The organism is Amycolatopsis sp. NPDC005961, from assembly GCF_040629235.1.
GTDB classification, from domain to species: domain Bacteria; phylum Actinomycetota; class Actinomycetes; order Mycobacteriales; family Pseudonocardiaceae; genus Amycolatopsis; species Amycolatopsis camponoti.
In genome coordinates this window covers 1-25,781 of sequence record NZ_JBEXVF010000095.1, presented here as the reverse complement: position 1 = coordinate 25,781, position 25,781 = coordinate 1, and the positions used below count along the sequence as shown (strand labels likewise).

Sequence of the window (25,781 nt, the reverse complement as noted above, 5' to 3'; positions counted from 1 at the left end):
GGCACACTGCCTGACGTGGTGAAACGCGACTCCGTGCTGACGCGCGTCGTCCGGATCTTCGAGACGTTCGAACCGGACGCGCCCGCGTTGCGCGTCACCGACATCGCGCGGCGGGCCCGGCTGCACGTCGCGACGGCGTCGCGGCTGATCGAGGAGCTGGTCGGGCACGGCTGGCTGCGGCGCGACCCCGATCGGAGGATCCGCGTGGGTGTCCGCTTGTGGGAGCTGGCTTCGCGCGCGTCCCCGACGCTGGGGTTGCGCGAGGCGGCGATGCCGTTCATGGAGGACCTGCACGCCGTCGTCGGGCACCACACGCAGCTCGCGGTGCTGGAGGACCGCGAGGTGCTGTTCGTCGAGCGGCTTTCCGCGCCCGGCGCGGTCGTGAACGTGACGCGGGTGGCCGGGCGGCTGCCGCTGCACGCGTCGTCGTCCGGGCTGGTGCTGCTCGCCCACGCGCCCGCCGAGCTGCAGGAACAGGTGCTGGCGAGTCCACTGGAGGCTTTCCGGCGCACGACGCTGACCGAGCCGGGGCGGCTGCGGCGGTTCCTGGCGGACGTGCGGCGCGAGGGTTACGCGTTCTGCGCGGGCTTCATCGACGAGGAGACGACAGGGATCGCCGTGCCGCTGCGGGGGCCGGGCGGGGACGTCGTCGCGGCGCTGTCGGTGATCGTGCCCAACGACGACTCCGCGCGGATGCAGATCCCGGCGTTGCGCGCGGCGGCGCGGGGAATCTCGCGGACACTCTCTCACTGAACGAGAATGTCGTGGTGGCCGCCGAGGGGGGTGGCCCATGCTCGGGCTCTCGTCGCGTGAAAGGAACTGCCGTGCGCACCCAGGTCGTCATCGTCGGCGCCGGCCCGGCCGGGCTGCTGCTGTCCCACCTGCTCGGCCTCGAAGGCATCGACTCGGTGCTCGTCGAGCGGCAGACCGCCGAGCACGTCCAGGCGCGCATCCGCGCGGGCATGCTCGAGGCGGGCACGGTCGAGCTGCTGCGCTCGGTGGGGCTCGGCGCCCGGCTCGACGTCGAAGGCATGGAGCACCGCGGCATCCACCTGCAGTGGCCGGGCGAGCGGCACCACCTGGACTTCGTCGACCTCGTCGGCCGGTCGGTGACGATCTACGGGCAGACCGAGATCACCAAGGACCTCATGGTGGCGCGGGAAAAGGCCGGCCACCCGGCGTACTACTCGGCGTCGGACGTCGCGCTGCACGACGTGACGGGCTCGCCGTCGGTGACCTTTGTGGACGCCGACGGCGCGGCCCAGCGGGTCGACGCGGACGTCGTCGTCGGCTGCGACGGGTTCCACGGGCCGAGCCGGTTGTCGATCCCGTCGTCGCAGGTCTGGGAGCGGGCGTACCCGTTCGCGTGGCTGGGTGTGCTGGCCGACGTCGCGCCGTCGGCCGACGAGCTGATCTACGCCTGGCACCCGGACGGCTTCGCGATGCACAGCATGCGCTCGCCACGCGTGAGCCGCTTCTACCTGCAGGTCGCGCCGGACGAGGACATCGCCGAGTGGAGCGACGACCGGATCTGGACGGCGCTGGCCACGCGGCTCGCCTTTTCCGGCTGGACGCTGGAGACGGGCACGATCACGGAGAAGAGCGTGCTCCCGATGCGGAGCTTCGTGACGACGCCGATGCGACACGGAAACCTTTACCTGGCCGGGGATGCGGCGCACATCGTGCCGCCGACGGGCGCGAAGGGGCTGAACCTGGCGGTGGCGGACGTCGCGCTGCTGTCCCGTGCGCTGACCGCGTCCTTCCGCGGCGATGACACGCTCGCCGACGCGTACTCGGAGACGGCGTTGCGCCGGGTCTGGCGCTGCACGCACTTCTCGTGGTGGATGACGTCGATGCTGCACCGCCACGGCGACGACTTCGACGCCCAGCTCCAGCTCGCCCAGCTCCGCCGCACCGTGAGTTCGGTGTCCGCGGCGACCGAACTGGCCGACAACTACTCCGGCATCCCCCTGTAACCCGTGACGGAAGGGTCGACACGCGTGATTGGGGAGTCGACACGCGTGATTGAAGGGTCGACACACCGCAGGGCACCGGCCGGCGCCGTGTCGACCCGGGAATCACGCGTGTCGACCCTCCAGACACGCGTGTCGACCCGCTGATCACGGGGTCTGTCCGGTTCTGGCTCTTGACGCCCGACGCCTGCCCAGCGCACCATACCCGCGTAGTAATTCGAATTATCAGCGCCGGGAAGGCTTCATGAGGGAACTGGACACGGAGATTCTGGTGGTCGGCGGGGGACTCGGCGGGGTCGCCGCCGCGCTGGCCGCGGCGAGCCACGGCCGCCGGGTCGTGCTCACCGAGGAGACCGGCTGGCTCGGCGGGCAGCTCACCGCGCAAGCCGTGCCGCCGGACGAGAACCCCTGGATCGAGCGGTTCGGCTCCACCCGCACCTACCGCGACCTGCGCGCGGGCATCCGCGACCACTACCGCCGCCACTACCCGCTCCGCGCCGAAGCCGCGAAGCGCCCGGAGCTGAACCCCGGCGCCGGGCGCGTCAGCAAGCTCTGCCACGAGCCGCGCGTGGCGCTGGCTGTCATCGAGGCCATGCTCGCGCCGCACGTCAGCGCCGGACGGATCCACGTCCTCCGGAACCACCGGCCGGTCGACGCGCACACGACGCACGACCGCGTCGACGCCGTGGTGCTCGAAAGCGGCCAGGACAAGGTCACCGTCAAGGCGCAGTACGTCCTCGACGCCACCGAGAACGGCGACCTCCTGCCACTCACCGGCACCGAGCACGTCACCGGGGCGGAAGCCAGGAGCACGCACGACGAGCCGCACGCGCCCGAGGAAGCCGCGCCGGCCAACCTCCAGGGCATCACGTACTGCTTCGCGGTTTCCCACCACGACGGCGAAAACCACGTCATCGACAAGCCGGAGATGTACGGCTTCTGGCGCGACTACCAGCCGGACTTCTGGCCCGGCCCGCTGCTCGGCTTCGTCGCGCCCGACCCCCGGACGCTCGAGCCCGTCAAGCGCACCTTCGTCCCGAACCCGCCCGGCGACCCGCTGGCCGTGAGCGCCGACCAGAGCGCCGACGCCGGCGACAAGGAGCTGTGGGCCTTCCGCCGCATCCTCGCCCGCAACCTGCACACCGACGGCGCCTTCGACTCCGACATCACGCTCGTCAACTGGCCCCTCAACGACTACTGGCTCAAGCCCGCGCTCACGATCCCCGGCCACACCACCGAAGCCGACGTCGAAGCGGCGCACCACGAAGCCAAGCAGCTGAGCCTGTCCGTCCTGTACTGGCTGCAGACGGAGGCCCCCCGCGCGGACGGCGGCACCGGCTTCCCCGGACTCAGGCTGCGCCCGGACGTCACCGACACGAAAGACGGTCTCGCGAAGTCGGCGTACGTCCGCGAAGCACGGCGCATCAAGGCCGTCACCACCGTCACCGAACACGACGTCTCCGCCGAGATCCTCGGCGTCGATGGCCGCGTCCGCCGCGAAGACGCTGTCGGGGTCGGCAGCTACCGGATCGACCTGCACCCGTCGACCGGCGGGGACAACTACATCGACGTCGCCAGCGTCCCGTACGAGATCCCGCTGGGGGCGTTGCTGCCCGTCCGCACCAAGAACCTCCTGCCCGCCAGCAAGAACATCGGCACCACGCACATCACGAACGGCTGCTTCCGGCTGCACCCCGTGGAGTGGAACATCGGCGAGGTCGCCGGGCTGCTCGCCGCGTTCGCCATCGGCGAGGACGTCGAACCGCGAGACGTCCAGACCGACGCACGCCTCTTCGAAGACTTCGCCCGGATGCTCGACAACGCCGGGGTGGAACGCCGCTGGCCGGAAGTGCGGGGGTACTGATGCGGCCGCCGGTAAGGTCTGGCGGAGACGAGCCGGAGGGAGTCACGGATGACGGCGGGTTCGGGCCGGGTCACGCAGGCCCAGGTGGCGCGCCTGGCCGGCGTCTCGCAGGCCGTCGTGTCCATGGTCCTCAACGGCTCCGACAGCCTGCGCATCACCCCCGAGACCCGCGACCGCGTGCAGCAGGTGCTCCGCGAAACCGGGTACACCGTGGACATCATGGGCCGCCGGCTGCGCGGCGGGACCAACCAGATCCTCGGCGTCTTCACCTACGAGTCGGTGTTCCCGTCCGGGGTGGCCGACTTCTACCGGCCGTTCCTGCTCGGCATCGAGGAGGAGGCCGAGGAACAGGGCTTCGACCTGCTGCTGTTCACCAGCGGTGGCCGCCGCGACGGGCGCCGCCGCATCTACGACCAGGGCACGAACCGCCTGCGCATCGCCGACGGCTCGATCCTGCTGGGCCGGCACAACGACCCCCAAGAGCTCGCGCAGCTCGTCGAGGAGCAGTTCCCGTTCGTGTTCGTCGGGCGCCGCGAGTCGCCGACCGGGCCGATCAGCTATGTCGGCGCGGACTACGTCACGGCCACCCGTGAGGTCCACGACCGGTTGTGGGCGCTCGGGCACCGCCGGATCGGCCTGCTCAGCGTGACCGAGGAGAACGAGCCGACGCTCGATCGCCGCAGCGGTTACGAAGCGGCGGCGCGCAAGCGGCGCCGCCCGCCGCTGGTGTTCCTCGAAGAGGACCCGGCGGTCGCGCTGCGGCAGGCGCTCGACGAGGGCGTCACGGCGCTGCTCGTCGAGAGCTTGGCGATGGCCGACGGCCTCTTGGCCTGCGCGCACGAACTCGGCCTGGGCGTGCCCGACGACCTGTCGATCGTGGTGCTGGGCGACGCCGACCCGTCGCAGCAGCCGCACGCGCACGCCGTGCCGAGCACCGCCACCGACTGGTCGATGTTCCGCATCCCGCGCCACGAAATGGGCGCGCACGCCGTGCGCGTGCTCGTCGGGCTGCTGAAGAACCCCAAGCCCCGCCAGCTGCTCCTGCCGTGCACGATCCACGAGGGCGCCACCACGGCGAGACCCTCCACAACAGACTCCCGCTGAGGCCGAACGGCCTGTTGACAGCATTCCAGGCGACGCTTACGGTCGCTGCTAATTCGAATAACCAGGAGGCATCGTGGCCTACCGGAGAATCCGGCTGCTCGCCGCGGCCCTGTCCGCCGTCGCACTGGCTTCGGCGGCGTGCTCGGGCGGCGCCGGCGACGACAAAGACATCGCCCTGCGCATGACGGTCTGGACGACCGACAAGAACCAGCTCGCCCTCTTCGACTCCATCGCGACCGAGTACCGCAAGGCCCACCCGGAAGTCGCGTCGGTCAAGTTCGACGTCGTGCCGGGGGACACCAGCGCCTACTCGGCCGCGCTCACCACCCAGCTCTCCGGCGGCAACCCGCCCGACCTGGCGTGGATCCTCGAACGCGACGCGCCCGACTTCGTCCAATCGGGAGCGCTCACGAACCTGAAGCCCACATTGGACGCCGCCGCCGGCTACAACGCGGGTGAACTGGTCCCGTCCGCCACGAAACTGTGGACCAAGGACAGCGGCCTCTACGCCTACCCGTTCTCGACGTCGCCGTTCGGCATGTTCTACAACAAGAACCTGCTCACCCAGGCCGGGATCACCGAGACGCCGGACCAGTTGCTCGCGAGTGGACGGTGGACCTGGGACGCGGCCAAGCAGATCGCCACCCAGGTCGCCGCGAAGGACACCGGCAAGGCCGGCCTGGTCATCCGCGAGTTCGAGTACAAGCAGTGGGTGCTGCTGGCCTCAGTCTGGCGCGGCTTCGGCGCCGACGCCTGGGGCCCGGACGGCAAGACCTGCGGGTTCACCTCGCCGGAGATGACGTCCGCGATGACGTTCCTGCACCAGGCGATCTTCACCGACAAGGCCCTGCCCGGTCCGGGTACGACGGCGGACTTCTTCGCTGGGGAAAGCGGCCTGACCATCGCGCAGATCAGCCGGGCCGGGCTGCTCAAGGCCAAGCCGTTCGAGTGGGGGATCGTCCCGCTGCCCGCGGGGCCGAAGGCAGCCGCGCAGGTCATCGGGCAGGCCGGGATCGGCGTCCCGGTGAAGGGCAAGCACGCCAAGGCCGCCGCGGACTTCCTCGCGTTCTTCACCAACCCGGCCAACTCGGCGAAGCTCGGCCAGTACTTCCCGCCCGCCCGCGACAGCCTGCTCAACGCGGCCACCCTGGCCAAGGCGAACCCGCTGTTCAGCCAGGAACAACTGCAGAACGTCGTCGTGAACGGGATCAAGACCGGCGCCGTACTGCCGTCGCACACCGGAAGCGCGCGGATCGCCTCGCTCGTCCAGTCCGCTTTGGACCCGATGTGGAAGCCGGACGCGAACGTGCCCGCCGCGCTCGCCGGTGTCTGCCAGGCGATCGATCCGGCGCTGAGCCGATGACGTTGACGTCGAAGAAGCGCGACGAGCTCGCGGGGTGGCTCTTCATCGCCCCGCAGGCCCTCGGCTTTCTCGCCTTCGTGGTGGCGCCGCTCGCCGCGGTGGTCTGGTACAGCTTCCAGGACGTCAACCTGCTGGCCGGGACGTCGGCGTTCGCCGGCGCCGACAACTACGCGAAGCTCTTCGACGACCCGACCGCGCCGAAGGTCGCCCGCGCCACGGCGATCTTCTGCGTCGGCCTGGTCGTGCTCAACCTGGCGCTCGCGCTCTCGCTGGCGTTGCTGCTCAACCTGAAGCTGCGCGGCACCACGGTGTTCCGGACAGTCTTCTTCTCGCCGGTGGTCGTCACGCTCGTCGCGTGGACGATCGTGTGGAACTTCCTCCTGCAGGACAACGGCGGGATCAACGCGCTGCTGCAGACGGTCGGCATCGACGGGCCGAACTGGCTGCGCGGCAACGGCACCGCGATGCTGTCCGTGATCGTGGTGCAGGTGCTGAAGAACGTCGGGCTCAACATGGTCCTGTTCCTCGCCGCGCTGCAAGGCATCCCGCAGTCCATTGTGGAGGCGTCGCAATTGGACGGGGCCGGGCCGTGGCGGCGCTTCCGCTCGGTCACCCTGCCGATGATCAGCCCGACGACGCTGCTGACGGCGATCATCACCGTCGCCGGCGCGCTGCAGGTGTTCGCGCAGATCCAGGTGCTGACCCTCGGCGGGCCCGCGGACAGCACCAACGTGCTGGTGTTCTACTTCTACCAGCAGGCTTTCGCCAACCACGACCTCGGCTACGGCTCCGCGCTGGCGGTCGTGCTGTTCCTCGTCATCCTCGTGCTCACGCTGCTGCAGTGGCGGATGCGGAAGCGGTGGGTGTTCCATGAGTCGTAGGGCCAAGATCGCGACCTACGTCGTGATGGTCGTGCTGGCCGTGCCGTTCGTGTTCCCCACCTGGTGGATGATCACGGCGTCGCTGCTGCCGGCCAACGAAGTGCTCGCGTACCCGCCGAAGCTGTTCCCGAACCAGCCGCAGTGGGAGAACTACAAGGCCGCGTTCACCGACTTTCCGTTGGCGCAGCAGTACTTCAACAGCCTCTACATCGCCGTGCTCGTCACGCTCGGCACGATGTTCTTCTCCTCGCTGGCCGGCTACGCGTTCGCGCGCATCCGGTTCCGCGGCGAGAAGGTGTTCGGGCTCATCCTCATCGGGCTCATGGTGCCGAGCGAGGTCACGATCATCCCGCTGTTCCGGCTGGTCGACGACCTCGGGCTGACCAACACGCACTGGCCGCTGATCGTCGTCCCGATCTTCGGCGCGCCCAGCGTGCTGGCGACGTTCGTGATGCGGCAGTTCTTCATCACGATCCCGGGCGAGCTCGAAGAAGCGGGCCGGCTCGACGGCCTGTCGCGGTTCGGGCTTTACCGGCGCGTCGCTATGCCGATCGCGAAACCCGCGTTGGCCGCGGTCGCCATCTTCACGTTCCTCAACACGTGGAACTTCTTCCTGGAACCGCTGGTCTACCTGACCGACAAGGACATGTTCACGCTGCCGGTGGCGCTGACGCAGTACGTCGACGTCTACGGCGGCCACCTCTGGAACGTCCAGCTCGCCGCCGCGACCACCACGGTCGTGCCGGTCCTGGTCGTGTTCATCATCGCGCAGCGCCAGTTCGTCGAGGGGCTCGCCCAGAGCGGCCTCAAAGGCTAGGAGGCAGTTGTGATCGATCGCAGAACCTTCCTCGGCGGGGCCACCGCCGCCGCGGCGCTCGGCATCGTCGGCGCCGGGACAGCGTCCGCCGCGGTACCCCCGCCGGTGGGCCCGTACCCGCCCCTCGCCCCGCTGCCGCCCGGCGCCCCGGTGCGGCGGCTCTTCACGCCCGCGGAGCAGCGCTTCGCGCCCTATCTCGCCATTTTGCCGGGCATTGTCAACGATGTCAGCACGGATCCCGCCACCCTGGGGTTCTTCGGCGGCGGCTGGTGGCGCACGCCGAGCGAGCCGTACAACGCCCGCGTCCAGGAGCACGTCTACACGCTGAGCTGGTTCCACGCGAACCGCCGGCCGTGGAACCCGTACTACCTCGACCCCGCGCTGCGGAACCGCCTCGACGCGGCGATCGCGCACTACCTGAACCTGCAGCACGCTGACGGCTCGTTCCCGGAGTACTCGATCACCGAGAAATCCAAGGCCGCCACCGGCTTCGGCCTGGGCTACCTCGCGAAGACCCTCGCCAACCTGCGTCAGGTCGACGCGCTGCCCGCCCGCCGGGCCGACCTCGAAGCCTCGCTGCACCTGGGCATGACGTGGTTCCTGAACCCGGCCAACCCGATCTGGGCGCACCCGATCGAGTTCGCCAATCAGAACACGTCCGGACTGTCGTCGTCGCAGCTGGCGCTGAAGCTGAACCCGGACGCCGCACTGTCGAAACAGCTGCACGACCGGATCGAGTTCCTCGCGGCGAACGGTCAAAGCCCGGCCGGGTTCTTCTACGAGCCGACCGGAATGGACGTCAACTACAACTTCGAGGTGATGCTCCCGGAGCTGGCCGAGATCCACGCGCTGACCCGCAACCGCACGGTCGTGGGGATGGCCCGGAAGTTCGCGGACTGGTTCGGCTACAACGTCGTGCGCGAACCGGACGGCTCGGGCTCGCTGACCTACGTCGCGACGTCGAGCCGCACGCACGTCTCCTACTACGACGACGTCATCCCCGATCCGGACCGGACCAACCTCGCCTCGCTGTTCGTGCCGGAGGTGCCCGACCTGGCCGCGTTCTTCACCACGCGGGAGGACCGCGCCGAGACGCGCAGGCAGTGGGCGAAGACGCCGGGCCCGGCGATCGGACCGGCCAAGCAGGACACCTCGCCGCGCATCCTCGCGCACGTCTCGTACGGCGAGGCGCTCCCGTCGCACGGCGAGAAGCAGGCGTCGATCCGGCAGCTCCCGTACCTGCGCTCGGACGACTTCGCCGTCCAGCGCCGGGACACCGCGCTGAACCAGGCCTACGTCTACGTGCGGCGGCCGCAGCTGTACCTCGCCGGGTTCTGGGGCACGCGGCCGTCGACCTACGTCCGGGGCGCGCAGGGCATGCTGTGGCACCCGCGGGCCGGCATGGTCGTCCACTCGCAACAGGACGACGCCCAGTGCTGGGCAAGCCTGCTCCCGAACGGCACCCCGGACGCACGCGGTCTGCTCGACGCCACCTACGCCATCGGTGACCGGGTCTGGGACGGCAGCCGGAAGGTGCCCGGCTCCGCACCCGTCGTCGTCCGGTACGGCCTGGACACCCGGATCCGGACGGACCTGACGATCACGCGCGACACGGTCACCCGCGCGGTCCGGGGCACGACGCCGCTCACCGAGCAGATCCCGCTGGTCCTGCACCCGGGCGACGACGTGCGGTTCGCCGACGGCACGCCCGTCGCCCACGGTGCGGACGCGAGCGCGACGGCGTCAGGGCTGACGATCCGCCGCGGCCGCACGACGATCACGATCGGCTGGGGCACTGCCCTCGCCGCCACCGTCACCGCCACCGCCGTCACGTTCCTGCGCGACGGCGCCCGGCGGCTGCACGTCCTGCGGGTCCCGCACCCCGGCACCCTCACCACGGAGATCCGGCTTCGGTAGCCGGACGGTGAACGTCGAACCGGTGTCCACTTCGGACTCGACGTCGATGGTGCCGCCGTGCGCCCGGACGAGGTGCCGCACGATGGCGAGGCCGAGCCCGCTGCCGCCGGTCTGGCGGCTGCGGGACTTCTCGGCCCGCCAGAACCGGTCGAACACGTGCGGCAGGTCCTCGGCGGCGATGCCGGTGCCGGTGTCCGCGACGGCGATCACCACCTCGTCCACAGTGGACGAGACGTGGATCGTCACGCGGCCGCCGGCCGGCGTGTGCCGGACCGCGTTGGTCACCAGGTTGGAGACGATCTGGCGCAGCCGCACCGGATCGGCCTCGAACCCCGTCTCCCCGTGCGCGGAGACGGTGAGCGTGACGCCGGCCGCGGCGGCCCGGTCGGCGTGCGCGGCGGCGACGTGGCCGGCCAGCTCGGCCGCGTCCACCGGCTCGGGGTGCAGCCGCAGCCGGCCGGCGTCGGCCGCGGCGAGGTCCTGCAGGTCCTCGACGATGTGCTGCAGCAGCACGGTTTCTTCGAGCAGCGACGCGCTCAGCGCGCGGTCGAACGGCAGGTGGCCGTCCTCGGCGGCCTCCAGCCGGCCGCGGATGACGTTGAGCGGGTTGCGCAGCTCGTGGGCGATGTCGCTGACCATCGCCTTGCGCTGCTCCTCGATGCGTTCGCGGCGGGCGGTGAGGTCGTTGAACGCGGCGGCGAGGTAGCCGACCTCGTCACGGGACTTCACCGGCGCCGGCCGGTCCTGCTGCGCCGCCTCCGTCAGCGCGCGCAGCGGCCGGGCCAGCCGCCGCGCGACCAGCACGGTGATCGCGGCCGCCAGCAGCAGCACGCCGCCCGTCACCGCGAGGATCCGCGTCAGGTTCTCCTGCGACAGCGTGAACGTCGGCAGCGGCGACCCGCTCGGCCCGAGGGTGAACAGCAGCGCGGGCGGCGCGACGAACGACGTGAGCTGCTCGCGGCGGGCCGAGTCGACGCAGGCACGGCTGGGGCCCTGGTCGACGACGGCGACCGCCTCGAAGTCGAGCCCGAGCTTCACCGGCTCGGCACCCTGGGCCTGGAGGCAGCGGTTCACGGCTTCGTCGAGGCTCCTGAGCGCGGCCGATTCGGTCGGGGTGGCCTCCGCGAGGTCGTAGATCCCGCACTTGGCCGCGAAGTACTGGGCGGCCAGCGGGTCGAGCCCGGTGAGCTGCGGCCGGCCGTTCGCCGTGTCCCGCACCTGGCTGGGGAAGCCGAACTCCGACAGGCAGGCGGCCGCCTTCCTGGCCAGGCCGTCGAGGTCGGCGCGTTCCTGCGCCGGCAGCCGGAACGGACCCACCGCGCGCGGGTCGATGCCGCTGGTCCCCGCCTGGGGCAGCAGGACCGGGTCGACGTGCAGCGGGTCGACCGACGCGGTCGCCTTCACCGGCAGGGTGACCGGCGCGCCGCCGGAGTCGCCCAGGACGCGGCGGTCGAGCGTGGTCAGCACGATCCGCCGGCCGGTCTGGTCGGACAGCGTCTTCAGCTTCGGCCCGACCTGGTCCCAGGTGTGGTTGACCGCCGCGAAGCCGAGCACTTCGGTGTAGATGGTCGCGTCGCCGGAGAGGGCCTGGCCCTGTTCCTGCTGGATCGCGCGGGTGGTCGTCTGCACGGCGAGCCACGCGGTCGCGGCGATCGAGCCCAGCGCGATCAGCAGGGAGACCGCCGTCAGCCGGACGACGAGACTGCGCCGGAGCGGAAAGCTGTGTTGATGCGCTCTCGGCTGGGAAGAGCGCCTCGAGCTAGGCGTCATCGTCCGCCGTCAGCTTGTACCCGACACCGAACACGGTCCGCAGGTAGATGGGGTTCTGCGGGTCGGGCTCGAGCTTCTTGCGCAGGTTGAGCACGTGGACGTCGATGATCCGGGTGCTGACGAACCGGTCGTCGCCGCGGGTGAGCTCCAGCAGCTGACGGCGGGTGAACACCCGGCCCGGCTGCCGGATCAGCGTCTCGAGCAGCTGGAACTCGCCCGGGGTCGTCTCGACCGGGCGGCCGTCGATCGACACCTCGTGGCGCACCGGGTCGAGCCGCAGCGCGCCGGCGCGCAACGCCGTGTCCGGGGGTTCGCTGCGCGCGGCCGTGCGCCGCAGCAGCGTCCGGACGCGGGCCATCAGCTCGCGCGGGCTGTAGGGCTTGGTCAGGTAGTCGTCGGCGCCGAGGTCGAGGCCGAGGAGCAGGTCGTCCTCGGTCGCGCGGGCGGTGAGCATCAGCACCGCCACGTCGGACTCGCCGCGCAGGATCCGGCAGACGTCGAGACCGTCGACCTTGGGCATCATCACGTCGAGGACCAGCAGGTCGGGCCGGTCGCGGCGGGCCTCGTCGAGGGCCGCCCGGCCGTCCGGGGCCAGCACGACGGTGTGGCCCTCGCTCTCCAGGTACAGCCGGAGCACTTCGGCCTGCTTCTCGTCGTCCTCGGCGACCAGTACACGTGCGCACACGGCGTCGAGGTTAGGCGCCCTCACCCGGTCGTCACCCCATCCTGACCGGATCTTCATACGTTGAGGGCACGAGCCAGGTCTTTGTCAAAGTGTTGACCCGGGGCTCCGGCACAGGCAAAGGTCGGATGACAGGTCGGTCAGGCTCTGGGAGGCACCGGGTGCGGTTCAGGTTCATGGCGGCGCTGGTCGCGACGGCGGTGATCGGGGCGCCCGCTGTCGCTTCAGCGGCTCCGACAACGATGTCATCGCTGGTCGGAGACCCTTCCGCGTACGTCGACCCGCTGATCGGGACCGGCCGGGGCGGTAGTTCGGTCGGCGAAATCAACAACTTCCCCGGCCCCGCGGCGCCGTTCGGGATGATGCAGTTCTCGCCGGACACCCAAGGCGCGTACGCCGGCTACCAGTACCACTCCGACCAGATCCGAGGTTTCAGCCTCGACCACGCCTCGGTCGGCTGCAACGCGTTCGGTGACGTGCCGATCCTGCCGGTCACCGGCGACGTCGGCAGCGCGCCCTGGGACCGCGTCGAGCACTTCACCCACGACGACGAGAAGGCCGAGCCGGGCTACTACGCCGTGACGCTCGCCGACTCGAAGGTCCGGGCCGAGCTGACCGCGACCACGCGCACCGGGCTCGCGACGTTCGCCTACCCGGCCGGGTCGACGCCACAGGTGCTGGTCAAGGGCGGGGCCAGCCTGGCCGGGAACACCGCCGCCACGCTGAAGATCACCGGTGACCGCGAGGTCAGCGGCTCGGCCACCACCGGCAACTTCTGCGGCAAGGGGAACAAGTACACCGTCTACTACGATGTCACCTTCGACCAGCCGTTCACCGCGCACGGGACCTGGGACGGCTCGTCCGTCAAACCGGACACCGACAGCGTCGACTCGCCGCGGGCGGGCGCGTACCTGACATTCGGTTCGGAAACCGTGCACGCCAAGGTGTCGATGTCCTACGTGAGCGTCGACGGCGCGAAGGCCAACGCGGCCGCGGAGGTCCCGGGCTTCGACTTCGCCGCGGTCCGGAAGTCCACTCGCGACCGGTGGACGCAGGCGCTGGGCAAGATCCGCGTCGCGGGCCGGGACACCGCGCAGCTCAAGACGTTCTACACCGCGCTGTACCACTCACTGATGCACCCCAACACCTTCGACGACGCCGACGGGCGCTACATCGGCTTCGACAACCGGATCCGGACGCTGCCGAAGGGCCGGCACCAGTACGCGAACTTCTCCGACTGGGACACCTATCGCTCGCTCGCGCCGCTGCACGCCATGCTCTTCCCGAAGGAAGCCAGCGACATGGCGCAGTCGTTGACCAACGACGCCGTGCAGGGCGGCTGGTGGCCGCGCTGGCCGATGGCGAACGGCTACACCGGCCAGATGACCGGGGACAGCTCGGTCGCGCTGATCTCGAACCTGTACGCGTTCGGCGCCCGCGACTTCGACGTCAAGACGGCCCTGAAGTACCTGGTCAAGGGTGCGACGTCGGTCGACGACACGCCCGGCGCGTACCAGGAACGCCGGGGGATCGCGGACTACGTCGCTCGCGGGTACCTGCCGAACAACGACGCTTCGCGTGGTGACCACGCCCGCGTCGGCGCGTCGATCACCCTGGAATGGGCGATCGACGACTTCGCCATCGCGCGGTTCGCGCAGGGCATCGGCGACCGCGACGTCGCGCGCGAGTTCACCAAGCGCGGCCAGAACTGGCAGAACATCTTCAACCCCTCGACGGGCTACCTCCAGCCGCGCGCGCAGGACGGCCGGTTCCCGGACGGCCCGGCGTACGTGCCGCCGCCGCCCGGCAAGTTCGGCCAGGACGGCTTCGACGAGGGCAACGCCGCGCAGTACACCTGGCTGGTGCCGCAGGACCCGGCCGGTCTCGTGACGGCGATGGGCGGGCCTTCGGCGGTCGCGACCCGCTTGGACACCTTCTTCCAGAAGCTGAACGTCGGCCCGAACGAGCCGAACATGTGGGCCGGCAACGAACCCGACTTCGGCGTCCCGTTCCTGTACAACCACGTCGGGCAGCCGTGGAAGACCCAGCAGGTGGTCCGCGAGATCGCCACGACGCTGTTCAGCGCCACCCCGGACGGCGAGCCGGGCAACGACGACCTCGGCGCGCAGTCGTCGTGGTACGTCTGGGCCGCGCTCGGCATCTACCCGGCGACCCCGGGCACGCCGGACCTGGTCGTGGCGAGCCCGTTGTTCGAGCGGGCGGTGTTGTCCCTCCCGAATGGACGGACGATCGACATCCACGCGCCGAAGGCTCCGGCGACGTACGTCCACGCCCTGTCGCTCGACGGCCGGGACTGGGACCGCACGTACCTGCCCGCGAACACCGCGCGCGACGGCGGCCGGCTGGACTTCTCGCTGGTGTCCACTCCGGACAAGCGATGGGCGGCCGGGGCGGTCCCGCCGTCCTATCGGGACAACGAGAAGCCGTTCCTGACGTCGGCGACCAACCAGGTCGTCGTCGCACCCGGGACCAGCGGCGTGGCCACCGTGAGCGGGCAGCGGCTCGGCGGGCACGACCGGGTGCTGGACGTGTCCACGCAGGCGCCGGCCGGAATCACGGTGACCGGGCCACGGCAGCTCCGCCTCGACGACCGGACCGGCAGTGGCACGGCGAAGCTGAGCGTGTCGGTGGCGGCCGGGACACCCGAGGGCTACTACCAGGTGCCGGTGACCGTCCGCGGCGGCCCGACGTCGGTGCCCGGGTCGGTGATCGTGCTGGTCGCGCCGCGCGGTGGGCTGGCGGCGGCGTACTCGAACGTCGGCATCTCCGACGACGGCGACACCGGTTCGGCCGACATCGACGGCGCCGGGAACAGCCTGTCGCGGCAGGCGCTGGCCGCGGCGGGCCTGGTCGGCGGGAAGCCGTCGCAGGCCGTGGGGACGACGTTCACCTGGCCCGCCGCGCCGGCCGGAAGGCCGGACAACGTCGTCGCGGCCGGGCAGACGGTCCAGGTGAGCGGGACCCGGCTGTCGTTCGTCGGCACGGCGTCCAACGGGGACCACCGCGGCACCGCGACGGTCACCTTCACCGACGGCACCACCGCCCCGGCGGACCTGTCGTTCGGCGACTGGGTCTTCCCGGGTGGCGGCACCGATCCGGTGTTCGGCAACACGCTGGTGGCCCGCACGGACCACCGCAACCAGCCGGGCGGCCAGGGCGGCGGGGCGTCGGTCTACGCGACGGCGCCGTTCGACGCCCCGGCCGGGAAGACGATCGCTTCGGTGACCCTGCCGTCCGATCCGGACCTGCACGTGTTCGCGATCGGCCTCGGTTGATCCCTCAGCCCGGCGAACCCACCGCGCAGATCCTGATCGGGGTGGCGTTCGCCGGGTCGAGGGCGTTGCGGACCAGGTGCCAGACGTTCAGGTCGTAGGCCTCGCCGATGTGGCCGACCGGGTCGAACGGGCACGAGTCCTGGACGTAGCGGTTGTGCACGCCGGGCTCGCGGATGAACGACGTCTCGGTCGGGGTCACCAGCTCGTCGTAGCGCGAGGTGATGATCGTGTAGTCGATGCCGGGCTGGGCGACCGGGCCGGTGTTGAGCGCGACGATCGCGGCGCCGCCGTCCAGTTCGTCGGCGAAGATCGGCAGGCCGATCGTCTTGACGATGGTGTCCCAGGTGGACTTGCCGAGCACCGTGTAGGCGAGCGTCAGGAGGCCGGACGCGTTGGCGCCGTGCGTCGGCGGGGCGATCGCGACGACCTTGCCGATCTCGCTCTGGATGCCCTGCATCTTGGCCAGGTAGATCGACTGGAGGCCGCCTTCGGAGTGGCCGACGACGTCGACCTTGGCCGCGCCGGTGGCCGCGCGCACCTTTTCGACGAAGTTCTTGATCTCCAGCGACGACTCCGCGACCGGCTTCAGCCCGCCGACGAACGGGAACTGCGGGTAGGCGCCGTAGGTCAGCGAGAACGTGCAGTAGCCGCGGGCGGCCAGGTCGGCCTGGAGGAAGTTGAGGTCCTCGTAGTAGGTGGCGAAGGTGCCGTGGAGCAGCACGACCGGGTTCGGGTGGGCCGCGCCCGGCCGGCAGCCGAAGTCGTTGTTCCCGCCGCCGGCCGCTTGGGCCGGCGCCGCCGCGCCCAGCGCGAGCAGGCTCGCGATCCCGAGCCCGGCCAGCCATCGTTTCGTTCCCCGCCCCATTGCGAAGTCCTTTCGTCTGGTTGCTCTGCACAGCATGCGCGCCTTGATCAACGCTGTCTGCTGGTAGAACGCGCAGAAACTTGCCGACGGCGTTTGTGCATGGTGACAATGTGGCATGGATCCGGTGGCGCAGCTGTTCCCTCGATCGGGTGAGATCGCGGCCGCGATGATCGCCCGGTGCGCCGCCGAGATCCCGGCGTACCGGCTGCTGCCGGCGACCGTGCTGGAGGGTGACCTGGTCGCCAACGCGGCGGCGGTGTTCGAGCTGTTCCTGACCACGGTCGCCGAGGACCGGCGCCCGACGTCCGAGGAGCTGTCCCTGCCGATCGCCTGGGGTGCCGAACGGGCACGTGACGGCGTGCCGCTGGACGCCGTGCTGAAGATCTACCCGCTGGCCGCGAGCGTCGCCTGGGAGCTGGTCGACGGCGACCGCCTGGCGCTGGGCGCCCGGATGCTGGACTTCCTCGGCGAGGTGATGCCCCGCGTGGCGCAGGCGTACCTGCGCGAGCGCGACGACCTCGACTGGGAGCAGCGGGAGGACCGGCAGAACCTCGCCGCCAGCCTGCTCGCCGGCCGGCCGGTGCGCCACCGCGAGCTGGCCGAGAGCTACGACGTCGTGGTGTTCCACCTCCCGGCGCTACCCGCTTCCGCGGGAACCCGGGCGGCGACGGACCTCTTCCGCGCCGTCCGGTCCGGTGTGGACAGTCAGGTGCTGGTGACGTTCAAGGGTGACGGCGGGGTGCTGCTCGTGCCGGACGGCGTCGCGGCGGAGGCCGTGGCGGCCCGCGTCGACGAGATCTGCGGCCGCCGCTGCACCGCGGCCGCGGCGCGGGCGGCGACCCGGGCGGACATCCCCGCCGCGCATTCGGAAGCCGTGGAAATCCTGGCCCTGGCGGAGAACCTGAGCCGACCGGCCCGGCTCTACCGCCTCGCCGACCTGGCCATCGAGTACCAGCTCGCCCAGCCGGGCCCGGCCCGGGAAGCGCTGGCCCAGGTGCTGGCCCCGCTCGAAGAGCACCCGCACCTGATCGACGCGCTGCGCGCGTTCGTGACGTCGGACTACAACCGCGGCGAAGCGGCGACGGCGTTGACCATCCACCGCAACACGCTGACGTACCGGCTGGGCCGGATCCAGCTGATCACGGGTTACGACGCGACCCGCCCCGCGGACGCCCGCCACCTGGCCGCCGCGATGACGGCTTACGACATCGTGCGCAAGAACGGGTGAATTCCACCAAGTAACGCTTGCGTCGCGTTCTCGCGAATCCGTTGCGGATCCGGCCGGGCGGCCGATTCCAGAAGGCGGAGACGGAAGAAGTTGATTCCCATGAAAGCCGCAATTCTCGTCGCCGCCCTGGTTTCGGTGTGCGCTGCCGCTTGTGGAACGCCGGTCGTCGGTGTGCCGGTACCGGTTCAGGTCGCCGTGACGCCGGCGCCGACGACCAGCACGACCGTGGTCGCCGTACCCGCGGCGCCGCAGACGGTGTACGTCCAGCAACCGCCGGTGTACGTCGCACCGGCCGACACCGCGGAGGCGCGCACCGTCGTCGCGTACTACGACGCGATCAACCGCCGCGACTTCTCGACGGCGTGGTCGCTCGGCGGCAGCCGCATCGCCGGTGGCGGTGGATACACCAAGTACGTCAACGGTTTCGCGACGACGTCGTGGGACACGGTGACCGTCACCGACGTCCGGGGAAGCACGGTCTCGGTCGTGCTGTCCGCCCTGCAGGCCGACGGCACCACGCGGACTTTCTCCGGCACCTACACCGTTTCCGGCGGAGTCATCGCCGGCAGCCACATGACCCGGACGAAATGAGCCCACCCATGCGTCTCTTCCGCGCCACCGCCGCCCTGTCCGCCGTGCTCGCCCTCGCCGCCTGCGGGGTTCCCGTCGCCGGGAACGCCGTCCCCGCCGGGATCCAGACCGTCGTCACCACCGCGCCGGGCACCCCGACCGTCACGGTGTCACCCCCGCCGACGCAGACGGTGACCGCCGTCGCGCCGCCGAAGTCGTACGTCCCGGCCGGCAGTCAGTGGTATGCCCAGTCGAGCTGGATCTACGCCCAGCCCTGGATCACCATCACCCCGGGCGTGAACCAGACGCCGTGCCAGTGGCTGCGCGCCACCGGGTACACCTATCCGCAGGCCTTCGCGGCCTGGGCGCAGAACGGCTACCCGGCGAGCTGGTCGGCCACCGGCGACGGCTATCCCTGCCAGAAGTCCTACGGCATGCAGCACTAGCCGGCCCAGGCGCGGACCACGTCCCCCAGTACCTTCAGCGGCAGCGGGCCGCCGCCGAGCACGACGTCGTGGAAGTCCTTGATGTCGAAGGATTCCCCGAGGGCCGATTCGGCGAACCGGCGCAGGCGCAGGATTTCCAGCCGGCCGGTCATGTAGGCCAGCGCCTGGCCGGGGGACTCGATGTACCGGTCCGTTTCGGACTGGACCTCGACCTCGCTCAGGACCGTGTGCGTGCGAAGGAACTCGACGCACTGCTCGCGCGTCCAGTGCAGGGCGTGCAGGCCGGTGTCGACCACCAGCCGCGCGGCGCGCACCGAGTCCTCGGCGACCATGCCGAGCCGCATGACGTCGCTGGAGAACAGGCCCATCTCGTCCGCGAGCCGTTCGGTGTAGAGGCCCCAGCCCTCGCTGTAGGCGGTCACCGGCGCGACCCGCCGCAGCTGCGGGAGGTCGGTCAGCTCCAGCGCCAGCGACGTCTCGAAGTGGTGGCCGGGCACGCTTTCGTGGAACGCCACGGTCTCGGCGATGAAGCGGTCGCGCGTGCGCACCTCGTGGGTGTTGGTGAAGTAGACGCCCGGGCGCGAGCCGTCGAGAGCGGGCGGGAAGTAGTACGCCGCGGCGGCGACGGGCGCGTCGGCGTCGGGGACGGCCCGCACGACGCACTCCGCGCGGGGCATCCGGTGGAACCAGTCCGGCGCCGCGGCGGTCGCGCGGGCGACGGCGGCGCGCGCGGTCTCCAGCATCTCCTCGGCGTCGCGCCAGCGGAGGCTTTCGTCGGTCCGCAGCCGGCGGCGCACGGCGGCCGGGTCGGTCAGCCCGAACTCCCGGCCGCCCAGCTCGGCGTACTCGGCTTCGAGCTCGGCGAGCACGTCGAGGCCCAGCCGGTGCAGCTCTTCCGGCGTGTGGTCGGTGGTCGTGTGCATGCGCGCCAACGCCGCGTAGTGCGCTTCGCCGTCTTCAAGCCAGCAGAGTCCCGGCCGGTCGCCGGGACGGCCGTTCCCGGCGACCTCGGTGGCGACGAACTCGCGGTAGCGCGCCAACGCCGGCCGGACCACCTCGGCCACCAGCCGGTCACGTCGTTCGCCGCGGCCGCCGGTCAGCGGCTGGGCGAACAGCTCCTCCTGCGCGAGGTAGCGGTCCAGGAACGCGATGGCGTTGCCCACGTTGCGGTCGACCGGCGTCCGTCCCGCGCGAAGCCCGTCCCCTTGGCGTTGCGCCAGCGCCTCGTAGAAGGCCGGGAGCGCGGCCAGCCGCGTCAGGTAGTCCTCCTCGGCCCGCTCGCCGGACGGCGCGAGCTGCGGCAGGAAGGTGAGGTGGCTGACCCCGGTCGCGAACATCGGGTCGGCGAAGGTGAACTCGACGGTCCGGGCGTCGAGCTGGGTGACGACGGCCTCGGCCTGCTGCACGACGACACCGAGCGTCACCCGGTCGGCGTCCGCCGAAGCCCGGGCCCGCGCGAGGATGCCGGCGGCCCGGTCGCGGATCTCCCGATGGGCGTCCTCGCCGGGGTCGGTGAGCTCGGCGTCGTGGCCGTCGATGCCGACGAAGGTCGCCTCGAGCGGCGTCCAGGTGGCCAGCACTTCCAGCAGTTCGTCCGCGAGGGCGGTCGCTTCGGAGGTCATCTCTTCATTCTGTCGGCGCCGCTCAGCCGTGATCCAGGGGATTTCACACCGGCGCGAGCGCCGCGGGGCGCACCGCCGGGGCGGGCCGGTCCCGGCGGTCCTGCGCCCGCAGTGATCTCCGCGCTCGCGGTCGAGGTCAAGCCGGTCCTGCTGGCGTCGACGGATCTGGCGGATGGTGGCGCGATTGACGAGGTCGGAGCTTTCGGAGCAGGCGATGAACGCGGGCTTCAGCCGCTGAAATCGTGATGCACGGAGGTCTCGGGGATCCGGGGTGCGGACCCTCCGAGACCTCGGGTGACGAGCCGCCGTGCCACCGGCCACTCGTCCGGGTCCGTGCTCCGACTTCACCGTCTTTGACAACCGGAACCCGTGGCGCTGCATTCTCATGCGCGCACCGATCCCTATCAGAGTTGTTCTGCGATGGCTAATACTGGTCTATACCGGAATTGTGGTTTTGGATGCCTGTCCTCCTGCTGACCTGCGAACACTCTGAAGTACTGGTTTGGCGAATGGACAAGCCTTTGGACACTCCTCGGTGACTTGGACGCATTCTTCGCTCGATACGTGCGTCTTGCCGAACTCGGGTGAGAGTATCGAATCGTCCCCGCTCGTGAGGTGCCGTCCGAGGCGGGGAACGTCCGGCGTCGAGTGCCACCTCGCGCCGCTCGTGAGATCCGGCGTCTCCGACTTCACCGATTCGACCGTCGCCCGGGCACCTCGAGGCGCTGCAACCCCGGGAGTGACTGATCATGCCCTTCGAACAGCATCGGCCGTGCGCGCTCGTCGCAGGCGATCCGCCGATCATGACGGCACGCCGCACCACGGTCCTGGTGATCGTGGTTTCGCTCGTGCTCGGTGCGAACCTGCTCGGCGATGACCATGAGCGTGTCTTGCTCGTGCTTCTCGCTTGCGCCGGCGCGCCGGTCGGTCTTTTCCTGAATGGGCCGCTGGTGGTGCTGAATCTGCGGTTTCGACCGGTTCGGTCCGGCGACGATGTGGTGAGCGACTTATGACGGCGCCTGCGGTGAACCGGCGGCTGCGGAGTTGGCGTCCCATGAGGCGTAACAACGTCGAACTGAAGTCTGTTTGGAAAGAGATACCCGACCGCGGCCCCGAGACCTTCAGCTCGACCGAGAGGGTGGTGGTCAATCCGGATGAACTGACGTTGGCCACCGTGCTCGAATTCGTGGCGATGCTCCGGCTCGTGTTGAAGAGGTCCGGCCTGACGGCAGGTCAGGTCGCGGCGAAAACGGCGATCGCCCGAAGTTCCGCGTACAGCCTGGTCTCCGTCAAGCGAACGGGTCTGCCGGTCGATCCCGGACAGGTGCAGCTGTTCTTGTGCGGGTGCGGTCTCCGGCACGACCAGATCGACCAGGTCATGCGTGCCTGGGAACGGCTGAGTGCCGACCGGCGTCCGCGGCGGGGCGGAAACGCGGTGAAGCCGGAGCGGCTGCCTCGAACCGAAGACCTGGGAGTCGACGCGTGCATGGAGCAAATCCAGACGCTCCGTGCCGCGGGCGAACTCGCGGTCGCGGTTGCTCGGGCACAGCGACTGACCGGCGCTCTACTGGCGGAAGGTGCCCGAAGCGAAGCCTGAAACGAGACCGGGCCGGGAGCTTCTCGCCCCCGGCCCGGCCGGTACTTACGTCAAACTCGAACAGGGCCTCGCATCAGGATCCTTCGCCCCGTTGGGCACCCAGCGCACGTTCGCGAACGACGCCTGGAACGCGGCGTCGGTGTACACCAGGAACGGCGTGTTGATGTGCTCGAAGTCCAGCCCGTTGTTGAAGCAGGACAACGGGATCTTCACCGTCGTCTTCGGGCCGCCCGCCAGGTCGGTGAACAGCTTCGTCGCGTTCACCTCCGAGAAGCACGGGTAGACGCAGTGCATGCTGATCACCGTCCGGTTGACCGGCGCCTGCTGCACCGTCGTGTCGAACTCCAGCGCCCCGTCCGCGTTCAGGTAGCTGCGCAGGTCGTTCGTGCCCGCCGTGTTCTGCATGTAGAGCTGGGCCGCTCCGGTACCCGTCCAAGTCGCCTTCAGGCCGTCGCCCTGCACGTTGACGTCCGTCGGGACCGTGTTGATCTCCGGGTGCGAAGCCGTGCCGTCCGGGCCGATCACGGTGCCGCCCCAGTTCGAAGCCGAGCCGATCTGGCTGGTGTACGGCGGCACGTCGGTGCGGTCGTAGATCGACAGGTCCTCGGTCGCCGTCCCGCCGCCGCCGGTGGAGCCGCAGGCCGCCGGGCCGGGGGTCTCGTCCAGCTGGCCGATCGTGACGCGCTGGCCGCTCTTCAGGCCGTAGCCCAGCTTGAACAGCGGGTCGTAGTCCGGGGACCACGGGTTGAGCGGCGACTGGCACGCGCTCTTCGGCCACGAGTACGACAGCGTGCCCTGGTAGCCGGTGCCGTCCTTGCCCTTGACCAGCATGTCGGCGACGCCGCCGCCCTCGGTGCCGGGCAGCCAGGCCGCGACGAACGCGTCCGAGCGGTTGATCTCCTTGTTCATGTACAGCGGGCGGCCGCCGACGTAGACGGTGACGACCGGGGTGCCCTTGCCGCTGACCTTGTCCAGCACGGCCAGGTCCTCGGGGTAGAGCTTCGACGCCTCGAGGGTCTTGCGGGTCAGGTCGCCGACGCCCTCGGCGTACGGCGTCTCACCGATGACGGCGATGACGGCGTCGTAACCCTTCGGGTCCACGCTGCCGGTGGCGTCGAACGTGACGTTCGCGTCGCCGAGGTCCTGCTTGATGCCGGTCAGGATCGAGGTGGCGTTCGGGAAGTCGGCGTTGGTGTTGCCGGTGCCCTGCCAGCTCAGCGTCCAGCCGCCGGTCTGGTTCTGGATGCTGTCGGCGCTCTTGCCGACCACCAGGACCTTCGACTTCGGCTTGAGCGGCAGCACGTTGCCGTTGTTCTTCAGCAGCGTCTGCGACGAGCGGGCCGCGTCACGGGCCAGCCAGTTGTCCTTGAGCGCCTCGTCGGAGTTCGCGTAGGAGCGGTCGGACGGCTTCTGCGACTCGAACAGGCCGTCACGGAGCTTGACGCGCAGGATGCGGGTCACGGCGTCGTCGATCCGCGCCATCGGGATCTGGCCGTTCTGCACCTGGGCGACGGTGTTGGTGATGAACGCCTTCCAGTCGGCGGGCACCATCACGATGTCGACGCCGGCGTTGATCGCCTGCGGGCACGAGGAGTTCGTGCAGCCGGTGACCTGGCCGATGCCGTTCCAGTCCGACACGACGAGGCCGTCGAAGCCCATCTTGCCCTTGAGGATCTGGTTGAGCGCCTTGTCGCTGCCGTGCAGCTTGCCCTCGTTGATGCCGAGGTCGGCGTTGGTCCAGCTGTTGAACGACACCATGACGGTCTGGGTGCCGGCGGCGAGCGCGCCGTAGTAGCCCTGGCCGTGGATGTTGATCATGTCGGCCTCGGACGAGGGGTTGACGCCCTGGTCCTGGCCCTTGATCGTGCCGCCGTCGCCGATGAAGTGCTTGGCGGTGGCGATCACGCCGTTGTAGCCGATGCGCTTGGTGGCGCCGTCCTGGAGGCCGTCGATGGCTTCGAAGCCGTAGGAACGCGTGATGCGCGGGTCCTCGGAGAAGCCTTCGTAGGTGCGGCCCCAGCGGTCGTCCTGGACGACGGCGAGGGTGGGCGAGAAGGCCCAGTCCTGGCCGGTGGCGCGGATCTGCCGGGCGGTCGCGCCGGCGATGTCGCGCACCAGGCACGGGTCGTGCGCGGCGCCGAGCCCGATGTTGTGGGGGAACACGGTCGCGCCGTAGACGTTGTTGTTGCCGTGCACCGCGTCGATGCCCCAGAGGACGGGGATCTTGGTGCGGCTGGTCTTGGAGGCGTTCCAGTAGGCGTCGGCGAGGTTCAGCCAGTCCTGCTGGGTGGCGTGCTTGTTGGCGCCGGGCCACGCGCCGCCGCCGTTGAGGACCGTGCCGATGGCGTACTGGCGGACTTCGTCGGGGGTGATCGAGGTGATCTCGGGCTGCGTCATCTGCCCGACCTTCTCCTCGAGGGTCATGCCCTTGAGGATCTGGGCGATGCGCGCCTCGTCGTCGGCCTTGCCCTTGAAGCGGCTGTCGACCTTGGGCCAGTCCGCCAGGGTCGGCAGGGTGTTCTCGATCTTGGCGCAGCCGTTCTTGTCCTTGGCGGGCTGGCCGATGACGGGCTGGGCCGGTGCGTCTGCTTGGGCCGGCGTCGCGGTGGCGACCCCGCCCAGCAGGCTCAGGCTCATCAAGGTGACGAGCGAACTTCGACGCGCACGGGACCACGCGCGTGATCTTCTGGCCATGGTCTGGTCCATTCTGCGGTGAACGGCGGCGGACCGGCCGATCCTCACCGGGCGAAGGGGACGGCGTCAATAGGTTTCGAGCTGGTTATTTCTCGACATAAAATAAGAGTCGCCCGGAGGGCGGCCACGTCTAGCGGGTGGAGCGTTGAAGGTCAAGAGCATTGCGGGGCATGGGTTCTGCCCGGCCGTCCCTCACGGATGGCGCAGCATCTCCGCGATGGCCTGCACCCGGACCAGAGTGATCCCGGTCCGCTGCTCGACGGCGAGCGGGTGGTCCGTCGGCTCCAGTTCGACGGCCGGGCGTTCGCCCACCGGGCCCGTATGCAGGTGGGTCTTGAGGTTCAGGGTGCTTTCGTAGCCGGGCAGCTCGGTGGCGAACCAGCCGAAGTACGGTGGCTCGGCCTCGCGATCCGGGTTGTCCCAGACTTCTTGCGCGCGCAAGAAGTTGTCCTTGCTGACGGAGACCCAGACGCCCCACTCGAAGTCATCCTCGGCGTCCAGCACAGGAAGCACCAGGCGGCCGCGTAGGAAGAAGTGCTCACCGCCGATCACGCAGCGTTCGGGCTCGAGGACGCTGTTGGGCTCAGTGGTCAGGCCGTCGTGCCAAAAGGCCGGGGCCGGGGCGCCGTACGCGAAAGGAAGTTGGCTGTGGTGGTCGCCGCAGCAGGTGCACGTGTAGCCGGGATCGTCCGTCACGGCGCAAGCGTATGTGGTCGTGGCGATCTGTAGTCGTGGCGTGGCCGATGAGGACGCCCGTCACGACGCCGCGGAGAGGCGGCTCAGCGACCGCTACCTCAAAACCCTGGAGCAGCTCGGCGCGGCGCCGAGTCGACCCTTCAATCACGCGTGTCGGCTCTCCAGTCACGCGCCCCGATCCTCTGGGCATGTGAGCCGACTCCCCTCCTGCCGCGCGAGGAGACCCGGGCCGCGTGATCGAGGGCGGAACTCGCGTGATCAGAGGGGCATCACGCGTGATTGGAGGGGCATCACGCGTGTAGAGTTGCCCCGGTGAGGCGGACACGGGGTTGTTAGGCAGCGTGGGCTTGAGCGTAGTTGGTTCGGGTTTCGGCCGGTGTGTGGTGACCGACCGTT

General features: G+C 70.2%; 20 protein-coding genes. 14 read left to right on the top strand and 6 right to left on the bottom strand.

Annotation, left to right across the window (positions count from 1 at the left end; translation table 11 throughout):
• The first annotated feature begins 18 nt into the window (after nucleotides 1-18).
• The 7 genes from ABZ342_RS44430 (at nucleotide 19) to ABZ342_RS44400 (ending at nucleotide 8,002) form a co-directional block, all read left to right on the top strand.
• Nucleotides 19-753: an IclR family transcriptional regulator gene (locus tag ABZ342_RS44430; protein ID WP_360486805.1), complete on the top strand. Its 735-nt coding sequence runs from the start codon at nucleotides 19-21 to the stop codon at nucleotides 751-753.
• A 71-nt stretch (nucleotides 754-824) separates the two neighbouring features.
• Nucleotides 825-1,976 carry a 4-hydroxybenzoate 3-monooxygenase gene (locus tag ABZ342_RS44425; protein ID WP_360486782.1) on the top strand — a complete coding sequence of 384 codons (1,152 nt, stop codon included), beginning with the start codon at nucleotides 825-827 and terminating at the stop codon, nucleotides 1,974-1,976.
• Between the two features lie 241 nt (nucleotides 1,977-2,217).
• Nucleotides 2,218-3,837: an FAD-dependent oxidoreductase gene (locus tag ABZ342_RS44420; RefSeq protein WP_360486779.1), complete on the top strand. Its 1,620-nt coding sequence runs from the start codon at nucleotides 2,218-2,220 to the stop codon at nucleotides 3,835-3,837.
• 48 nt (nucleotides 3,838-3,885) lie between these two features.
• Nucleotides 3,886-4,941 (top strand): LacI family DNA-binding transcriptional regulator, encoded by a 1,056-nt coding sequence (locus ABZ342_RS44415; protein ID WP_360486776.1) that lies wholly within the window; start codon nucleotides 3,886-3,888, stop codon nucleotides 4,939-4,941.
• A gap of 73 nt (nucleotides 4,942-5,014) precedes the next feature.
• Entirely contained in the window at nucleotides 5,015-6,304 is a 1,290-nt protein-coding gene (locus tag ABZ342_RS44410) for a sugar ABC transporter substrate-binding protein (protein ID WP_360486773.1), read from the top strand.
• Complete coding sequence (locus ABZ342_RS44405; RefSeq protein ID WP_360486770.1) at nucleotides 6,301-7,185, top strand: sugar ABC transporter permease; 885 nt, start codon at nucleotides 6,301-6,303, stop codon at nucleotides 7,183-7,185. The genes ABZ342_RS44410 and ABZ342_RS44405 overlap by 4 nt, the downstream gene beginning before the upstream one ends.
• A complete protein-coding gene (locus ABZ342_RS44400; protein WP_360486767.1) occupies nucleotides 7,175-8,002 on the top strand; it encodes a carbohydrate ABC transporter permease in 828 nt (275 codons plus the stop codon). Before ABZ342_RS44405 ends, ABZ342_RS44400 begins: the two co-directional genes overlap by 11 nt.
• Nucleotides 8,003-9,745: 1,743 nt before the next feature.
• Here the strand turns inward: ABZ342_RS44400 and ABZ342_RS44395 are convergent.
• On the bottom strand, nucleotides 9,746-11,689 hold the full coding sequence (locus ABZ342_RS44395) for a HAMP domain-containing sensor histidine kinase (protein WP_360486764.1): 1,944 nt from the start codon (nucleotides 11,687-11,689) through the stop codon (nucleotides 9,746-9,748).
• A complete protein-coding gene (locus ABZ342_RS44390) occupies nucleotides 11,679-12,374 on the bottom strand; it encodes a response regulator transcription factor (protein WP_360486761.1) in 696 nt (231 codons plus the stop codon). Before ABZ342_RS44390 ends, ABZ342_RS44395 begins: the two co-directional genes overlap by 11 nt.
• Nucleotides 12,375-12,532: 158 nt before the next feature.
• On the opposite strand from ABZ342_RS44390, the gene ABZ342_RS44385 reads away from it, so the two are divergent.
• Entirely contained in the window at nucleotides 12,533-15,667 is a 3,135-nt protein-coding gene (locus ABZ342_RS44385; RefSeq protein WP_360486758.1) for a GH92 family glycosyl hydrolase, read from the top strand.
• A 4-nt stretch (nucleotides 15,668-15,671) separates the two neighbouring features.
• Here ABZ342_RS44385 and ABZ342_RS44380 read toward each other — a convergent pair whose 3' ends face one another.
• On the bottom strand, nucleotides 15,672-16,532 hold the full coding sequence (locus ABZ342_RS44380) for an alpha/beta fold hydrolase (RefSeq protein ID WP_360486755.1): 861 nt from the start codon (nucleotides 16,530-16,532) through the stop codon (nucleotides 15,672-15,674).
• A gap of 115 nt (nucleotides 16,533-16,647) precedes the next feature.
• Here ABZ342_RS44380 and ABZ342_RS44375 point away from each other — a divergent pair, with 115 nt between their 5' ends.
• The 3 genes from ABZ342_RS44375 (at nucleotide 16,648) to ABZ342_RS44365 (ending at nucleotide 18,776) form a co-directional block, all read left to right on the top strand.
• Nucleotides 16,648-17,760, top strand: a complete 1,113-nt coding sequence (locus ABZ342_RS44375; protein ID WP_360486752.1) for a helix-turn-helix domain-containing protein — start codon at nucleotides 16,648-16,650, stop codon at nucleotides 17,758-17,760.
• A gap of 99 nt (nucleotides 17,761-17,859) precedes the next feature.
• The gene (locus ABZ342_RS44370) at nucleotides 17,860-18,351 is read left to right on the top strand and encodes a hypothetical protein (RefSeq protein ID WP_360486749.1); all 492 of its coding nucleotides are present in this window, start codon (nucleotides 17,860-17,862) and stop codon (nucleotides 18,349-18,351) included.
• Nucleotides 18,352-18,359: 8 nt separating this feature from the next.
• The gene (locus ABZ342_RS44365) at nucleotides 18,360-18,776 is read left to right on the top strand and encodes a hypothetical protein (protein WP_360486746.1); all 417 of its coding nucleotides are present in this window, start codon (nucleotides 18,360-18,362) and stop codon (nucleotides 18,774-18,776) included.
• On the opposite strand, the gene ABZ342_RS44360 is transcribed toward ABZ342_RS44365, so the two are convergent.
• Nucleotides 18,773-20,398, bottom strand: a complete 1,626-nt coding sequence (locus tag ABZ342_RS44360) for a DUF885 domain-containing protein (RefSeq protein WP_360486743.1) — start codon at nucleotides 20,396-20,398, stop codon at nucleotides 18,773-18,775. The genes ABZ342_RS44365 and ABZ342_RS44360 overlap by 4 nt on opposite strands.
• Nucleotides 20,399-20,509: 111 nt before the next feature.
• On the opposite strand from ABZ342_RS44360, the gene ABZ342_RS44355 reads away from it, so the two are divergent.
• From ABZ342_RS44355 to ABZ342_RS44345, 3 genes are all read left to right on the top strand, one after another.
• A complete protein-coding gene (locus ABZ342_RS44355) occupies nucleotides 20,510-20,644 on the top strand; it encodes a hypothetical protein (RefSeq protein WP_360486740.1) in 135 nt (44 codons plus the stop codon).
• 503 nt (nucleotides 20,645-21,147) lie between these two features.
• Entirely contained in the window at nucleotides 21,148-21,411 is a 264-nt protein-coding gene (locus ABZ342_RS44350; protein WP_360486737.1) for a hypothetical protein, read from the top strand.
• Nucleotides 21,412-21,452: 41 nt separating this feature from the next.
• A complete protein-coding gene (locus ABZ342_RS44345) occupies nucleotides 21,453-21,995 on the top strand; it encodes a hypothetical protein (RefSeq protein ID WP_360486734.1) in 543 nt (180 codons plus the stop codon).
• Between the two features lie 45 nt (nucleotides 21,996-22,040).
• On the opposite strand, the gene ABZ342_RS44340 is transcribed toward ABZ342_RS44345, so the two are convergent.
• Both ABZ342_RS44340 and ABZ342_RS44335 read right to left on the bottom strand, forming a co-directional pair.
• Nucleotides 22,041-24,632 (bottom strand): exo 1,3/1,4-beta-D-glucan glucohydrolase, encoded by a 2,592-nt coding sequence (locus ABZ342_RS44340; RefSeq protein ID WP_360486802.1) that lies wholly within the window; start codon nucleotides 24,630-24,632, stop codon nucleotides 22,041-22,043.
• A gap of 249 nt (nucleotides 24,633-24,881) precedes the next feature.
• Complete coding sequence (locus ABZ342_RS44335) at nucleotides 24,882-25,385, bottom strand: DUF2199 domain-containing protein (RefSeq protein ID WP_360486731.1); 504 nt, start codon at nucleotides 25,383-25,385, stop codon at nucleotides 24,882-24,884.
• Between the last annotated feature and the right edge of the window lie 396 nt (nucleotides 25,386-25,781).

Coding starts and splice junctions, on each gene's coding strand:
- ABZ342_RS44370 (WP_360486749.1), top strand. CDS start 17,860: ATGAAAGCCGCAATTCTCGTCGCCGCCCTGGTTTCGGTGTGCGCTGCC.
- ABZ342_RS44340 (WP_360486802.1), bottom strand. CDS start 24,632: ATGAGCCTGAGCCTGCTGGGCGGGGTCGCCACCGCGACGCCGGCCCAA.
- ABZ342_RS44345 (WP_360486734.1), top strand. CDS start 21,453: ATGAGGCGTAACAACGTCGAACTGAAGTCTGTTTGGAAAGAGATACCC.
- ABZ342_RS44365 (WP_360486746.1), top strand. CDS start 18,360: ATGCGTCTCTTCCGCGCCACCGCCGCCCTGTCCGCCGTGCTCGCCCTC.
- ABZ342_RS44405 (WP_360486770.1), top strand. CDS start 6,301: ATGACGTTGACGTCGAAGAAGCGCGACGAGCTCGCGGGGTGGCTCTTC.
- ABZ342_RS44415 (WP_360486776.1), top strand. CDS start 3,886: ATGACGGCGGGTTCGGGCCGGGTCACGCAGGCCCAGGTGGCGCGCCTG.
- ABZ342_RS44395 (WP_360486764.1), bottom strand. CDS start 11,689: ATGACGCCTAGCTCGAGGCGCTCTTCCCAGCCGAGAGCGCATCAACAC.
- ABZ342_RS44380 (WP_360486755.1), bottom strand. CDS start 16,532: ATGGGGCGGGGAACGAAACGATGGCTGGCCGGGCTCGGGATCGCGAGC.
- ABZ342_RS44350 (WP_360486737.1), top strand. CDS start 21,148: ATGCCCTTCGAACAGCATCGGCCGTGCGCGCTCGTCGCAGGCGATCCG.
- ABZ342_RS44360 (WP_360486743.1), bottom strand. CDS start 20,398: ATGACCTCCGAAGCGACCGCCCTCGCGGACGAACTGCTGGAAGTGCTG.
- ABZ342_RS44400 (WP_360486767.1), top strand. CDS start 7,175: ATGAGTCGTAGGGCCAAGATCGCGACCTACGTCGTGATGGTCGTGCTG.
- ABZ342_RS44375 (WP_360486752.1), top strand. CDS start 16,648: ATGGATCCGGTGGCGCAGCTGTTCCCTCGATCGGGTGAGATCGCGGCC.
- ABZ342_RS44420 (WP_360486779.1), top strand. CDS start 2,218: ATGAGGGAACTGGACACGGAGATTCTGGTGGTCGGCGGGGGACTCGGC.